The organism is Pseudomonas sp. NPDC086251 (genome assembly GCF_044746405.1).
GTDB lineage: Bacteria > Pseudomonadota > Gammaproteobacteria > Pseudomonadales > Pseudomonadaceae > Aquipseudomonas.
Map to the genome: position 1 here is coordinate 138,565 of NZ_JBIVBY010000013.1, position 14,793 is coordinate 153,357.

Genomic DNA, 14,793 nt, shown 5'->3' on the forward strand with positions numbered 1-14,793 from the left:
ACAGCCGACATCAATATTGAATGTCAGTCCGCTTTCGCGAGCAAGCCCGCTCCCACAGGTTCGGTGTGGTCAGGTCAGGTTTTCGTCAATCACCAACACCAACTTCCCCGCCACCTGGTTGGTCGCCAACTCGGCAAACGCCGCTTCGGCATCCTTGATCGGGAAGGTCTTGGCCAACTGCGGGCTCAACCGCCCTTCGGCAAACAATGGCCACACGTGCTGGCTCAGGTCACTGAACAAATCCGCCTTGAACTGCTCATCGCGACTGCGCAAAGTCGAACCCAGTAACTGCACGCGCTTGGCCAACACCTGCGCCAGGTCCAGCTTGGCCTCTCGGCCGCCCATCAGACCGATCAGCACCCAACGGCCATCGCGGGCCAGCAGCTTCAGGTTCAGCTCAGCGTAATTGCCCCCCACGGGGTCGAGGATCACATCGAACGGCCCCAGATCATTCAAGCTCTGCAGATCCCCGTTGCGCACCACGCCGCCCTGGGCACCCAGCGCTTCACAATAAGCCAGACGCTCGGCAGAACCGACGCTGACCCAGCACGGATTACCAAACGCCTTGCACAGCTGAATGGCAGCTGAACCGATTCCACTTGCTCCGGCGTGCAGCAGAACTTTCTCACCCGGTTTGAGCGCGGCCAGTTGAAACAGATTCAGCCAGACGGTCGCATACACTTCCGGCAACGCCGCTGCCTCGACCAATGACATTCCGTCGGGAACCGGCAACACATGCCGTCCGTCGACAACCACCTCCTCGGCCATCCCGCCCCCGGCCAGCAAGGCGCAGACTCGATCACCGACCTGCCACGACGACCCCGGGCCGACCTCGCTGATCACCCCCGAACACTCAAGACCCAGTACCTGACTGGCCCCCGGCGGTGGCGGATAAAGGCCAGCCTTCTGTAATAAATCGGCGCGATTGAGACCCGCTGCCGCCACACGAATGCGAACTTGCCCTACATCGCATGTAGGACTCGGCTCTTCAAGCCACTCCACTTGACCGTCAACGCCTTGCAATGCTTTCACAGTGCCTCCATAGTGAGTCTGGACTGAGCCCGTCGCTGTAGCATCGGGCTTTCTTGCATTATGTGACCGGCCCTTTGTGGAACCGGCGACTTCAAAGACGGCCTAATATGCGTGATCAATTGTCCCCGCGTCGAATCAGCATGAAGCATCTGTTCCCCAGCACCGCCCTAGCCCTATTTATTGGTATCGGCCTGTTGCCGATGTCGAGCAATACGTTCGCAGCAAATAGCTGGGACAAGCTTCAGCCTGATCGTGACGAAGTGATCGCCAGCCTGAACGTTGTCGAGTTGCTCAAGCGCCATCACTACAGCAAGCCGCCGCTCGATGATGCGCGCTCCGTGATCATCTATGACAGCTACCTCAAGCTGCTGGATCCGTCGCGCAGCTACTTCATGGCCAGCGACATTGCCGAATTCGACAAGTGGAAGACCCAGTTCGACGACTTCCTCAAAAGTGGCGACCTGAACGCCGGGTTTACCATCTACAAGCGCTACCTGGACCGTGTCAAAGCGCGTCTGGACTTTGCGCTTGCCGAGCTGAACAAGGGCGTCGACAAGATCGACTTCACCACCAAGGAAACCTTGCTGATCGATCGCAAGGATGCACCTTGGCTCAAGTCCACCGCCGAGCTCGACGACCTGTGGCGCAAACGCGTCAAGGACGAAGTGCTGCGCATGAAGATTGCCGGCAAAGAGCCAAAGCAGATCCAGGAAACCCTGACCAAGCGCTACAAGAACCAATTGACGCGCCTGGACCAGACCCGTCCGGAAGACATCTTCCAGGCGTACATCAACACCTTCGCCATGTCCTACGACCCGCACACCAACTATCTGTCGCCGGATAACGCGGAAAACTTCGACATCAACATGAGCCTGTCCCTCGAGGGCATCGGCGCTGTGTTGCAGAGCGATAACGACCAGGTGAAAGTCGTGCGCCTGGTGCCGGCAGGTCCGGCTGACAAGACCAAGCAGGTTGCACCGGCCGACAAGATCATCGGCGTTGCCCAAGGCAACAAAGAGATGGTCGACGTGGTGGGCTGGCGCCTCGACGAAGTGGTCAAGCTGATCCGTGGTCCGAAAGGTACCGTGGTCCGCCTGGAAGTGATTCCGGCCAGCAATGCGCCGAACGACCAGACCACCAAGATCGTGCCGATCACCCGTGAAGCGGTGAAGCTGGAAGACCAGGCGGTGAAGAAGTCGGTGCTGAACCTGAAACAGGACGGCAAGGACTACAAGCTCGGTGTCATCGAGATCCCGGCCTTCTACCTGGACTTCAAAGCCTTCCGTGCCGGCGATCCGGATTACAAGAGCACCACTCGCGACGTCAAGAAATTGCTGACCGAGTTGCAGAAAGACAAAGTTGACGGCGTGGTCATCGACCTGCGCAACAACGGCGGCGGCTCCCTGCAGGAAGCCACCGAGCTGACCAGCCTGTTCATCGACAAAGGTCCGACCGTTCTCGTGCGTAACGCCGATGGCCGGGTCGATGTGCTGGAAGATGAAAACCCGGGCGCCTTCTACAAAGGCCCGATGGCGTTGCTGGTCAACCGCTTGTCCGCCTCGGCTTCGGAGATTTTTGCCGGCGCCATGCAGGACTACCACCGTGCATTGATCATCGGCGGCCAGACCTTCGGTAAAGGCACCGTGCAGACCATTCAGCCGCTGAACCATGGCGAGCTGAAACTGACCCTGGCCAAGTTCTACCGGGTTTCCGGCCAGAGCACCCAGCATCAGGGCGTACTGCCGGACATCGACTACCCGTCGATCATCGACACCAAGGAAATCGGCGAAAGCGCGCTGCCGGAAGCCATGCCGTGGGACACCATCCGCGCCGCCATCAAGCCGGCGGTCGACCCGTTCAAACCGTACATCACGCAGCTTCAGTCCGAGCATGACGTGCGCACTGCCAAAGACGCGGAGTTCGTGTTCATCCGCGACAAACTGGCCCTGGCGCAGAAATTGATGGCGGAAAAAACCGTCAGCCTCAATGAAGCCGACCGTCGTGCACAACATGCCGACATCGAAGCCAAGCAACTGGCCATGGAGAACCTGCGTCGCAAGGCCAAGGGCGAAGAGCCGCTCAAAGAGCTGAAGAAAGAAGACGAAGACGCCATCGCGGCCGAGCAGGACAAGACCAAGCCAGAAGACGATGCCTACCTGAGCGAGACCGGGCGGATTCTGCTGGACTACCTGAAACTCAATACCGCGGTAGCCAAGCACTAAGCGGTGAAAAGCAAGATGATGGCAATTTAATGCTGACGCTCCCCGGAGCGTCATCAAACAGTCATCATTCTGTCGTGAAATAAAGGGCTGGAGCACCTCTCATCAAGAGCGTGATCCCAGCCCTTTTTTTCGCCCCGAGATTGCCATGACCACGACAGAACAGCTGAGTGCCTTGAGTTCCATACTGGCTCAAAGCGGCTTGCACAGCCTGTTCCAGCCGATCATTTGCCTCTCTGAGCGACGCATCATCGGTTACGAAGCTCTCACCCGCGGCCCCTCAAACAGCCCGCTGCACTCGCCCATCGCACTGTTCTCCGTCGCCCGCCAGGCCGGTCTCCTGAACCAGCTGGAAATCGCCTGCCGCGAAAGCGCCTGCCGCCGTTTCAACGAACAACAACTGCCGGGCAAACTGTTCCTCAACGTCTCCCCGGAATCGCTGCTCGAAGCCGCCCACCAACCCGGGCGCACCCTGCAACTGCTGCAGGATTTCGGCATTCCGCCGAATCAGGTAGTGATCGAGCTCACCGAACAAACCCCGACCGACGATTTCCAGTTACTGCAAAACGCGCTGCACCACTACCGCGCGATGGGATTTTCCATCGCGCTGGATGATCTGGGGGCGGGCTATTCGAGCCTGCGCCTCTGGTCCGAGTTGCGCCCGGACTACGTGAAAATCGACCGGCACTTCATCGACGGTATCCACCAGGACGCCCTCAAACGCGAGTTTGTCGGCTCAATCCTGCAAATCGCCAAGGCCTCACGGGCGCAGGTGATCGCCGAAGGCATCGAGTTGCCGGAAGAGCTCGCGGTGCTGACCGAGATGGGCGTCGACCTGGTTCAGGGTTATCTGCTGTGTCGCCCCCAGGAGCAGCCGCCTCGGGACGCCCGGACCTTGATGCCCAAACAGGACAGCACCGCCGTGGCGCTGAACGACGAAGGCAGCGACCTCAGCGCCCTGCTCAACGACCAACCGGCAGTAGACCGCACTACCCCGACCGCCACCGTGCTGGAAGCCTTCCGCCGCCAAGCCAATCTCAACTCCCTGGCGGTACTCGACGAACAAGGCCAGCCCTGCGGCATCGTCCACCGGCATTCGCTCTCGGACGCGCTGCTCAAGCCGTTTGCCACCGACCTGTTCGCCCGCAAACCGATCAGCCGCTTGATGAACGACGACTTTCTCGCCGTGGAAATGAGCCAATCACTGCAACAGGTCAGCCGCTTGATTACCAGCCGCGCACGGCAGCGCATTGAAGAAGATTTCATCATCACCCTCAACGGCGGCTATTTGGGATTGGGTCGGGTCATCGACGTGCTCAAACTGATTACCGAACTGAAGATCCAGCAAGCCCGCTACGCCAATCCGCTGACCTTGCTGCCGGGCAACGTGCCCATCCAGCAATGCCTGACGCGCCTGCTGCAACAGCAACGGGAATCGGTGATCTGCTACGTGGACATCGACAGCTTCAAACCCTTCAACGACATCTACGGCTACGGCCGTGGCGATGAAGTGCTGCTGTGCCTGGCGCAATGCCTGAATGATCGCGTCGATCCGTCCCGTGATTTCGTCGGCCATATCGGCGGCGATGACTTTCTGCTGGTGCTCGGCCCGGAAGACTGGCGCAAACGTTTGAACCAGTTGCTGGACGACTTCCAGAGCCAGTGCCGGCGCTTTTACCGCAGCGAACACCTGGAGGCTGGCTGCTTTATCGCGCCGAATCGCCAGGGCGTGCGTCAGGAGTTTGCGCTGCTGTCACTGTCGATTGGCGTGGTGCATTTGCATCCACAGGCCTGTGGACAACTCGATGCGAGCCAGTTGGCGGAGATGGCGTCGCAGGCCAAGCACCACGCGAAGAATGTGCCGGGGTATAGCGTGCATGTGATTGATAGTCTGGCGGTGCCGGGTGAGGATTTGCTTGTAGGACAGCGGTGATTGATCTGGCGCCTTCGCGGGCAAGCCTCGCTCCTACAGGGCTGCACGCCAGATCTGTAGGAGCGAGGCTTGCCCGCGAAGACGTCAGCCCAACCCACTCAGATCAATGACAGTTACTCCGAACGGCCAGACGCCAACTCTTTGAGCTTGATCTCAGCCAACGGATGCCCGGCCTTCGCAGCCATTTCCCAAAACCTCGCCGCCTCAACCGGATCCGGCGCCTTGCTCGGCGTCCCGGCCAAACTGATCACGCCCACCTGATACGCCGCCTTGCCATCGCCCGCCAACGCCGCCAGGCGCAGCAATCGCACACCTTCCTCACGCGCCCCAAGGCCAACGCCGCGAAAGGTCAGGATGTGGCCATAGAAGCTTTGAGCGCCGACATCACCCAGGTTGGCCATGCGCGCGAACTGGCCTTCGAGCCAGCTCCAGCCTCGGGGCTGACGCACAAACCACGACCAGTGAAACAGCCGGCGGGCCAGCCAGTAACCGGCTCGCGCCTTGAGTCGTAAAAACACTCAGGCCTCCGCCGACTCGGGGTACTCGTATTCGAACACTCGCACCACTTCCGAGGCATGCCAGGAGGCCGCGGCGATGCCATCGGAAGGACCGGAGAAACGCCCGAGGCGTTCGACACATTCAAAGAAACCGGTGCGTGGCAGGCGGCTGGCGCCCTGGCTGATCACCAGCGAACTGCGCAAGGGCTGTTCGGCCTTGGCGTCCAGCGCGGCCAGATGCTCAAGGGCTGCGGTCAAGGTTTGCATCGCCGGCGTGGGGAGCTGTAACCGCTCCAGCAACGCGCGATACGTCAAAAGATGACGCTGTCGGCGTGCCTGATCCAGCTCGCCCAGCAACCCGTCCCAATGTTGACGACTGATGCGTACGCTCACGATTCATCCCTCCACCCTGGCACCGTCAATTCCCAGGCCAGGCTGCGGCGAATCGCAGCGTCGGGTTGACGCTCGCCACTTTCGATCAAGGCCAGATAAGACGGGCTGATGCCTACCGTGCGGGCCAGCGCCTCGATGGCGATGCCCTTCCCTTCGCGCAAACTGCGTAGTTGATCCAGCCCCGGAAGAATCGGGTCTGGTGTCGTCGCGGGGCGCTCTGGGGCGACTCGCGGCGGTTGTTGATTGATGCCTGCTGCTTTCAGAAGAGCCTGATACTGAGCCCATGGCAGAACCGCATATTCGGGCTCGCCTTCGCGTGTGATTATCTGAATATCCATGACTTCCCCGTAGGACAACGACACTTAGCGAGTCGGCACTTTTCCCTAGAAGTGTAATCCTAACAGCGGCCAAGGTCGCGAGGGGTTTGAATATAAGGATGATCCTGAATCGGCTCAGTTTTTCTTCGGGCCCTGGAGCTGAAGTTGCTCGGGGGTATCGGGCAGGCGCTCAACCACGGCAAGCTTCTCTGGCAGCTGACGTTTGCGCCAGGCGCGGAAGGCATTGAGCTCGTCGTCGAGGACTTTCATCAGCCAGGCCAGCACGGCGATGTCGTCGAGCATGCCGAACATCGGAATGAAATCCGGAATGGCGTCCACCGGACTGAGGAAATACATCAGGCCGGCCACGACCGAGATAAGGGCCTTGGGGCTGATCGCCCGGTACTCGCCGCGCCAGTAAGCCAGGCAGAGTGCCTGCAACAAGCGCAGATCGTCTTTCAGTTTGCCCAGCCGGTTGCCTTGGCTGGCGCCTTTACTGGCCACGGCGAACAGCAAAGTCGGTAAACGTCCACGCGCGAGCAAGCGTCCGGCCAGTGGCAGGAAACGTGCGAAATTCCAAGGTACTTTCATCATTCCTCCCGCTGAAATGTTATCCACACAAATTGTGGATAACCTTGTGAACAGACCTGCATTTCACGCCTGAGAGCCCCGATTCATAAGGGCCTGACTCAGATCGGGCGTTTTTTACTCACCTAAAAAAACCCAAGATTTCATTGACTTGGCGCTCTGGCGCGGCTAGCACAGGCGTCCTCAATGGCTATGACTCCAGCCTACAGCATCCGTTCGCTTTGTTTACCCCTTGCCGAACGCCAGATGCAACAACGCCCCGCATAAGCGAGGCGTTGTTTTAGAGCTGACGCAAATTACTTCGCAGCGTCGTCTTGTTTTGCCGGATCTTTGATCGCCAGCAGTTCCAGGTCGAATACCAGCACCGAGTTGGCTGGAATCGCCGGGCTTGGGCTTTGCGCGCCGTAGGCCAGTTCGCTTGGAATGTACAGTTTGTACTTCTCGCCAACGTGCATCAGTTGCAGGCCTTCGACCCAACCCGGAATCACACCGCTGACCGGCAGATCGATTGGGCTGCCGCGCTCGACGGAGCTGTCGAAAACGGTACCGTTGGTCAGGGTGCCGGTGTAGTGAACGGTCACTACGTCGGTCGGCTTAGGCTGTGCGCCATCGGCTTTCTTGACCACTTCGTATTGCAAGCCGGAAGCGGTGGTAGTCACACCGGCTTTCTTGGCGTTGTCTTCGAGGAATTTCTTGCCAGCGGCTGCCGACTCTTCGCTCATTTTGGCCATACGCTCTTCAGCACGCTTTTGCAGTGCTGCGAAGGCTTCGACCAGTTCGTCGTCCTTCAGCTTCTGTTCTTTCTTGCCGACGGCATCTTCGATGCCCTGGGCGACGGCCTTGGAATCCAGATCATCCATGCCTTCCTGAGCCAGGCTCTTGCCCATGTTCAGGCCAATCCCGTAGGAAGCTTTTTGCGCCGGGGTTTTCAGCTCTACGCTGGTCTGCGAATCACAACCCGCAAGTACCAGGCTAACCAGGGCCACCGCCGCCGCCAACCGATGCTGTTTCATGCTATTTCCTTGTTCATGCGCCTAAAGGGCAATCGAGTAAAGCCGCGAGCTTATCAGGCGGCCACGACCAATGGCTACCGGCATGAGAGCAGGAAACTTCTGATAAGTTCAGGTGTTTTAACGCATTTCCGGAATCGGAGGATGAAGCTTCTGTCATCTTCACCTGTAGGAGCGAGCTTGCTCGCGAAGGTCGGCAACGATGACGTGGCACTGGCGGACACTGCGGCGCTCTCAGGTTTTTCGCGAGCGAGCTCGCTCCTACAGAGGTCGGCGCACGGCAATGCCAAATCCCGGACAGCAAAAAGCCCGCATAAAGCGGGCTTTTTCCGTGGTGACCTGGCGTTCAGCGTTCCAGATTACCGAATATGGCGCAGCGGACGGGACTCGAACCCGCGACCCCCGGCGTGACAGGCCGGTATTCTAACCGACTGAACTACCGCTGCGCGTAACATTGAAAGTAATGGTGGGTGATGACGGGATCGAACCGCCGACATTCTGCTTGTAAGGCAGACGCTCTCCCAGCTGAGCTAATCACCCTTTACCTTCGTTGCGTGGCACATTATGCCACAGGTTTTCGTAAAGTGTTGATTTAATTGAAATATTTTTCAAATAAATCCGAAACCCTGAAAAACGACACACCCTGCAGGAACAACGGACAGAAAAAAACCCGCATCAGCGGGTTTTTCCGTGGTGACCTGGCGTTCAGCGTTCCAGATTACCGAATATGGCGCAGCGGACGGGACTCGAACCCGCGACCCCCGGCGTGACAGGCCGGTATTCTAACCGACTGAACTACCGCTGCGCGTAACATTGAAAGTAATGGTGGGTGATGACGGGATCGAACCGCCGACATTCTGCTTGTAAGGCAGACGCTCTCCCAGCTGAGCTAATCACCCTTCGCTTCGGTGTGGCGCGCATTCTACGGAGCGACCCAACCTCTGGCAAGCACTTTTTTAAATAATTTTCTCAGGCCTTCCAAAGGCTTAGAGAAGGGTTGGCCTATGGCACCGTGAAGAGAATAATGCCCCCCTTTGTATATAAGGAGAGACTCACCCCATGTGGTTCAAAAACCTGCTTATCTATCGCCTGACCCAAGATCTGCCTTTTGATGCCGAGGCGTTGGAAACTGCACTGGCCACCAAACTGGCGCGTCCATGTGCAAGCCAGGAGTTGACCACCTACGGTTTCGTTGCACCGTTCGGCAAGGGCGAACATGCGCCGCTGGTGCACATCAGCGGCGACTTCCTGCTGATCGCGGCCCGCAAAGAAGAACGCATCCTGCCCGGTAGCGTCGTGCGTGACGCGGTGAAGGAAAAGGTCGAAGAGATCGAAGCCGAGCAGATGCGCAAGGTCTATAAGAAGGAGCGCGATCAGATCAAGGATGAAATCATCCAGGCCTTCCTGCCCCGCGCCTTTATCCGTCGTTCGTCGACCTTCGCCGCCATCGCGCCAAAACAGGGCCTGATCCTGGTGAACTCGGCCAGCCCGAAACGCGCCGAAGACCTGTTGTCGACCTTGCGTGAAGTGATCGGCTCGCTGCCGGTACGTCCGCTGACCGTGAAAATGGCGCCGACCGCGACCATGACCGACTGGGTCAAAACCCAGAAAGCCGCGGACGATTTCTTTGTGCTGGACGAGTGCGAACTGCGCGACACCCACGAAGACGGCGGCATCGTGCGCTGCAAGCGCCAGGACCTGACCAGCGAAGAAATCCAGCTGCACCTGAGCACCGGCAAAGTGGTCACCCAGCTGTCGCTGGCGTGGCAGGACAAGTTGTCGTTCATGCTCGACGACAAGATGACGGTCAAGCGCCTGAAGTTCGAAGACTTGTTGCAGGATCAGGCGGAACAGGACGGTGGCGACGAAGCCCTCGGCCAACTGGACGCCAGCTTCACCCTGATGATGCTGACCTTCGTCGACTTCCTGCCGGCGCTGGTTGAAGCGTTGGGCGGTGAAGAGACGCCGCAAGGGATCTAAACGCGGGTGATGACTAATGTGGGAGCGGGCTTGCTCGCGAAGAGGGAGTGTCAGTCGACATCAATATTGACTGACACACCGCTTTCGCGAGCAAGCCCGCTCCCACATTCGATCTATGTTGTTATTGAATAATAAGGATCAGGCCATGCGTGCACTGGCTGCATTAAGTCGTTTTGTCGGCAACACCTTCGCTTACTGGGTACTGATTTTCGCCGTCGTGGCATTCCTGCAACCGGCCTGGTTCATTGGCCTGAAAGGCGCGATCGTGCCGTTGCTGGGGCTGGTGATGTTCGGCATGGGCCTGACCCTCAAACTCGAAGACTTCGCCGAAGTCGCTCGCCATCCGTGGCGCGTGGCCCTGGGTGTGGTTGCACATTTCGTGATCATGCCCGGCGTGGCGTGGTTGCTCTGCCAGGCTTTTCATCTGCCACCGGAAATCGCCGTCGGCGTCATTCTGGTTGGCTGCTGCCCAAGTGGTACCTCGTCGAATGTGATGACCTGGCTCGCTCGTGGGGATCTGGCGCTGTCGGTGGCCATCGCCGCCGTCACCACCCTCCTCGCTCCGCTGCTGACCCCGGCACTGATCTGGTTGCTGGCGTCGGCGTGGTTGCCGGTGTCTTTCATGGAGCTGTTCTGGTCGATCCTGCAAGTGGTACTGCTGCCGATCGTGCTCGGCGTGGTTGCTCAGCGCGTACTCGGTGATCGCGTTCGCCACGCGGTGGAAGTGTTGCCGCTGATTTCGGTGGTGAGCATCGTGATCATCGTGACCGCCGTGGTCGCCGCCAGCCAGGCGAAGATTGCCGAATCCGGCCTGTTGATCATGGCCGTGGTGATGCTGCATAACAGCTTCGGCTATTTGCTGGGTTACTTCACCGGGCGCCTGTTCAAGTTGCCATTGGCCCAACGCAAATCCCTGGCCCTGGAAGTCGGCATGCAGAACTCCGGGTTGGGCGCCGCGCTGGCCAGTGCACACTTCTCGCCGCTGGCGGCGGTGCCGAGCGCGTTGTTCAGCGTCTGGCACAACATTTCCGGGGCGCTGCTGTCGACGTATTTCCGGCGGATGAGCGAAAAGGAAGACCGGAAAATCGCTGCGCAACAGGCCACTGACTGATCCGAAAACTTGATACTCGGGTTAATGATGGGCACTCTATTGCGCAACGCGAGGACGACCTCGCGGCTCGATCGAGTCATTAATCTGGGGACGACCCCGTCAATCGATGGAGGTCATTCATGTCCTGGATCATTCTGTTTTTCGCTGGCCTGTTCGAAGTAGGCTGGGCCGTCGGCCTGAAATACACCGACGGTTTCAGCCGCCCTCTCCCGACCGCATTGACCGTCGCCGCCATGGCCATCAGCCTTGGCTTGCTCGGCCTTGCCATGAAGGAATTACCCCTGGGTACGGCCTATGCGATCTGGACCGGTGTGGGCGCAGTCGGGACGGTGATTGCCGGGATCATCCTGTTTGGTGAATCCATGGCGCTGTTTCGACTGGCGAGTGTGGCGTTGATTATTGCCGGGTTGGTGGGGCTCAAGGTTAGCGCCTAGGCCACTGACGCTATCGCGGGCAAGCCTCGCTCCTACAGGTCCGCTTAACTTTGTAGGAGCGAGGCTTGCCCGCGAAGGGGCCCGCACAGTCACCGACTATCTAACGGCCCCACGCAAATCCCCTACCAACGCCTGCAACTTCGCCGGTTCCGCCACCTCGACGGCCACCGCCGGCCCCGCGACCAACGTCACCCGCGACCACAACCGGCGAAACAAGCCCTTGCCCGGATCGCGGCTGAAGAAACTCCCCCACAACCCCTGCAACGCCAAGGGAATCACCGGCACCGGCGTCTCTTCGAGAATCCGCTTCAGCCCGCCCTTGAACTCGTTGATTTCGCCGTCGGCGGTCAATTTGCCCTCAGGAAAAATACACACCAGTTCGCCGTCCTTCAGATACTGGGCAATGCGCGTGAAGGCCTTTTCGTAGATCTGAATGTCTTCCTGGCGCCCGGCGATCGGAATCGTCCCGGCTGTGCGAAAGATAAAGTTCAGCACCGGCAGGTTGTAGATTTTGTAATACATCACAAAGCGAATCGGCCGACGCACCGCGCCACCAATCAACAAAGCATCAACGAACGACACGTGGTTGCACACCAGCAGCGCCGCGCCTTCGTCGGGAATCAGATCCAGATTGCGATGCTCCACGCGGTACATGGAATGGCTGAGCAGCCAGATCATGAAACGCATGCTGAACTCGGGGACGATTTTGAAGATGTAAGCGTTAACGCCGATGTTCAGCAGCGACACCACCAGGAACAACTGCGGAATCGACAGCTTGACCATGCTCAGCAGAACGATCGAGACAATCGCCGACACCACCATGAACAGCGCGTTGAGAATGTTGTTGGCGGCAATCACCCGCGCCCGCTCGTTCTCGGGGGTGCGCGACTGGATCAGCGCGTACAGCGGCACAATGTAGAACCCCCCGAAGATCCCCAGGCCGAGGATGTCGATCAGCACCAGCCAGGTGTGGCCAAAACCCAGCACTTCGATCCAGCCATGGCCCGCGACGCTGTCCGGGATTCCGCCGGAATGCCACCACAGCAACAAGCCAAAGACCGTCAGGCCGAAAGAGCCGAACGGCACCAGGCCGATCTCGACTTTGCGCCCGGAAAGCTTCTCGCAAAGCATCGAACCGAGTGCGATACCGACCGAGAACACGGTCAGAATCAGCGTCACCACGGTTTCGTCGCCGTGCATCCATTCCTTGGCGTACGCCGGAATCTGCGTCAGGTAAATCGCCCCGACAAACCAGAACCATGAGTTACCGACAATCGAACGCGACACTGCCGGGGTCTGCCCCAGGCCCAGCTTCAACGTGGCCCAGGACTGGCTGAAAATGTTCCAGTTCAGGCGCATTTCCGGCGACGCGGCCGCCGCGCGAGGAATGCTGCGACTGGCCAGGTAGCCGAGCACCGCCACACCGATGATCGCCGTGGAGACGATGGGCGCGTAATGCGCGGACGACATCATGATTCCCGCGCCAATGGTCCCGGCGAGAATGGCCAGAAAGGTGCCCATTTCCACCAGCCCGTTGCCGCCCACCAATTCGTCTTCACGCAGGGCCTGGGGCAGGATCGAGTATTTCACCGGCCCGAACAGCGCCGAGTGCGTGCCCATGGCGAACAGCGCCACCAGCATCAGCGACAGGTGATCGAACAGGAAACCGACCGCTCCCACCGCCATGATGGCGATTTCCCCGAGCTTGATCAGGCGAATCAGCGCGTCCTTGGCAAACTTTTCGCCGAACTGCCCGGCCAGCGCCGAGAACAGGAAGAACGGCAAAATGAACAGCAACGCACACAGGTTGACCCAGATCGAGCGATCACCGTCGATGGTCAGCTTGTACAAAATGGCGAGGATCAACGATTGCTTGAAGATGTTGTCGTTGAACGCCCCGAGCGACTGCGTGACGAAGAACGGCAGGAAGCGCCGGGTGCGAAGCAAGGTGAACTGTGAGGGGTGACTCATCTTCCGTGTGTCCCTGATGTTGGCTAGCGAGTGGCGTGGGTACGGTTATTGGAATGTCGAACGCCGATCCAGGCCACACATTACCTAATCCTGGCCGGTTATTTCTTTAATCCTGCTATGCACGGCGAGACAAACAACTCGCCACGCCACGCGCCTCGCACCGTGCGTATGGCGACGATCAGCCACATCAGCGTCAGCAACGCCACCAACACACAGCCGAAGACGCTGAAAAATACCAGGCTCAAGGTGCTGGCCAGTTTCAACGTTGCCAAAGAATAGACGCCTAACGGGAACGTGAAGCCCCACCAACCAAGGTTGAAGGGAATGCCGACGCGCAGGTAACGCAGGGTAATCAACACGGCGATCAGCATCCACCACAGGCCGAAGCCCCACAGCGTGATCCCCGCCACCAGTCCCAATCCAGCGGCAATTTCACCGATACCGGGCAGACCGTTGGCCGCGAAAATGGCCGGCGCGTCGGCGCCCAGCAGCAACATGCCCAGCGCACCGGTGCCGATGGGCCCGAGCGCCAGCCAGCTCGAAGCGGCCATGTTTTCGTGGGGCAATTTATGCAACGCCATGCGCAGCAACAGGATGGTCAGAATGCTGAACGCAACCGGTAGGGAAAATGCCCACAGCACGTAGCTGGTCACCAGCATCACCAGTTGCGCATGGGCATCGGCCAGGTGCGGCGCCAGCAGACCACCGCTGGCAGCGGCGACTTCCGCGGCCACCACTGGCAACAGCCAAACGGCGGTCATTTGATCGATGCTGTGCTCCTGGCGGGTGAACATCATGTACGGGATCAGCACGCCACAGGCCAGTGACATCGCCACATCCAGCCACCACAGCACCTCGGCAAGATCAATCACGCCCTCGCCCCAACGCGGCAAACCGAAGACGAGAAAACCATTGATGATCGTCACCAGGCCCATGGGGATGGTGCCGAAGAACATCGAGACCGTGGAGTGCCCGAAAATCCGCCGCGCCTCATCGAAAAACAGTGTCCAACGCGCCGCGTAGAGTGCGGTGAACAAAACGAAGAGGAAGATATTGAACAGCCAAAGCGCTTCGGCAATCCCGTGCAAAACCGGGTTGGCCACGGGCAATTGCGCCAGTGCCAGCGCGAGTACACCGGTGCCCATGGTGGCGGCGAACCAGTTCGGGGTGAACTGGCGGATGACTTCGCGCGGGTGCTGTAAATGACTGAAGGGTTTGAAAGTGGCTGGTGCGCTGTTTGGGCATGTCATGGCGAACTCCTGTCCTCTGGTGAGGTGGAGCTCATGGTAGAACCGAATCGAATATCTA

General features: G+C 59.2%; 13 protein-coding genes and 4 tRNA genes. 5 read left to right on the forward strand and 12 right to left on the reverse strand.

What is annotated here, in order from left to right:
* Positions 1–69: 69 nt before the first annotated feature.
* The gene (locus ACIPL2_RS17380) at positions 70–1,032 is read right to left on the reverse strand and encodes a zinc-binding dehydrogenase (protein ID WP_401358155.1); all 963 of its coding nucleotides are present in this window, start codon (positions 1,030–1,032) and stop codon (positions 70–72) included.
* A 140-nt stretch (positions 1,033–1,172) separates the two neighbouring features.
* Here ACIPL2_RS17380 and ACIPL2_RS17385 point away from each other — a divergent pair, with 140 nt between their 5' ends.
* Positions 1,173–3,254 (forward strand): carboxy terminal-processing peptidase, encoded by a 2,082-nt coding sequence (locus ACIPL2_RS17385; RefSeq protein ID WP_401358157.1) that lies wholly within the window; start codon positions 1,173–1,175, stop codon positions 3,252–3,254.
* Between the two features lie 145 nt (positions 3,255–3,399).
* Positions 3,400–5,184: a bifunctional diguanylate cyclase/phosphodiesterase gene (locus ACIPL2_RS17390; protein WP_401358158.1), complete on the forward strand. Its 1,785-nt coding sequence runs from the start codon at positions 3,400–3,402 to the stop codon at positions 5,182–5,184.
* A 113-nt stretch (positions 5,185–5,297) separates the two neighbouring features.
* Here ACIPL2_RS17390 and ACIPL2_RS17395 read toward each other — a convergent pair whose 3' ends face one another.
* The 9 genes from ACIPL2_RS17395 to ACIPL2_RS17435 form a co-directional block, all read right to left on the reverse strand.
* The gene (locus ACIPL2_RS17395; RefSeq protein WP_401358160.1) at positions 5,298–5,702 is read right to left on the reverse strand and encodes a sel1 repeat family protein; all 405 of its coding nucleotides are present in this window, start codon (positions 5,700–5,702) and stop codon (positions 5,298–5,300) included.
* Complete coding sequence (locus tag ACIPL2_RS17400) at positions 5,703–6,074, reverse strand: hypothetical protein (RefSeq protein WP_059401930.1); 372 nt, start codon at positions 6,072–6,074, stop codon at positions 5,703–5,705. It abuts the gene before it with no gap.
* Positions 6,071–6,412 (reverse strand): helix-turn-helix domain-containing protein, encoded by a 342-nt coding sequence (locus ACIPL2_RS17405; RefSeq protein WP_401358161.1) that lies wholly within the window; start codon positions 6,410–6,412, stop codon positions 6,071–6,073. Before ACIPL2_RS17405 ends, ACIPL2_RS17400 begins: the two co-directional genes overlap by 4 nt.
* A gap of 114 nt (positions 6,413–6,526) precedes the next feature.
* Positions 6,527–6,982 carry a YkvA family protein gene (locus tag ACIPL2_RS17410; protein WP_401358162.1) on the reverse strand — a complete coding sequence of 152 codons (456 nt, stop codon included), beginning with the start codon at positions 6,980–6,982 and terminating at the stop codon, positions 6,527–6,529.
* Between the two features lie 293 nt (positions 6,983–7,275).
* On the reverse strand, positions 7,276–7,992 hold the full coding sequence (locus tag ACIPL2_RS17415; protein ID WP_059401927.1) for an FKBP-type peptidyl-prolyl cis-trans isomerase: 717 nt from the start codon (positions 7,990–7,992) through the stop codon (positions 7,276–7,278).
* Between the two features lie 366 nt (positions 7,993–8,358).
* Positions 8,359–8,435 (reverse strand) — tRNA-Asp (locus ACIPL2_RS17420).
* Between the two features lie 18 nt (positions 8,436–8,453).
* Positions 8,454–8,529, reverse strand: a tRNA-Val gene (locus tag ACIPL2_RS17425).
* Positions 8,530–8,717: 188 nt separating this feature from the next.
* Positions 8,718–8,794, reverse strand: a tRNA-Asp gene (locus ACIPL2_RS17430).
* Between the two features lie 18 nt (positions 8,795–8,812).
* Positions 8,813–8,888 (reverse strand) — tRNA-Val (locus tag ACIPL2_RS17435).
* A 160-nt stretch (positions 8,889–9,048) separates the two neighbouring features.
* On the opposite strand from ACIPL2_RS17435, the gene rdgC reads away from it, so the two are divergent.
* The 3 genes from rdgC (at position 9,049) to sugE (ending at position 11,514) form a co-directional block, all read left to right on the forward strand.
* Positions 9,049–9,969, forward strand: coding sequence for a recombination-associated protein RdgC (gene rdgC, locus ACIPL2_RS17440; protein WP_401358164.1), 921 nt, complete (start codon positions 9,049–9,051; stop codon positions 9,967–9,969).
* A 145-nt stretch (positions 9,970–10,114) separates the two neighbouring features.
* Positions 10,115–11,080, forward strand: coding sequence for a bile acid:sodium symporter family protein (locus tag ACIPL2_RS17445; protein WP_401358166.1), 966 nt, complete (start codon positions 10,115–10,117; stop codon positions 11,078–11,080).
* 119 nt (positions 11,081–11,199) lie between these two features.
* On the forward strand, positions 11,200–11,514 hold the full coding sequence (gene sugE, locus ACIPL2_RS17450; protein ID WP_027922462.1) for a quaternary ammonium compound efflux SMR transporter SugE: 315 nt from the start codon (positions 11,200–11,202) through the stop codon (positions 11,512–11,514).
* Between the two features lie 96 nt (positions 11,515–11,610).
* On the opposite strand, the gene ACIPL2_RS17455 is transcribed toward sugE, so the two are convergent.
* Both ACIPL2_RS17455 and ACIPL2_RS17460 read right to left on the reverse strand, forming a co-directional pair.
* Positions 11,611–13,485 (reverse strand): MFS transporter, encoded by a 1,875-nt coding sequence (locus tag ACIPL2_RS17455; protein WP_401358168.1) that lies wholly within the window; start codon positions 13,483–13,485, stop codon positions 11,611–11,613.
* A gap of 98 nt (positions 13,486–13,583) precedes the next feature.
* Positions 13,584–14,735, reverse strand: coding sequence for a TDT family transporter (locus ACIPL2_RS17460; protein WP_401358170.1), 1,152 nt, complete (start codon positions 14,733–14,735; stop codon positions 13,584–13,586).
* Positions 14,736–14,793 lie beyond the last annotated feature (58 nt).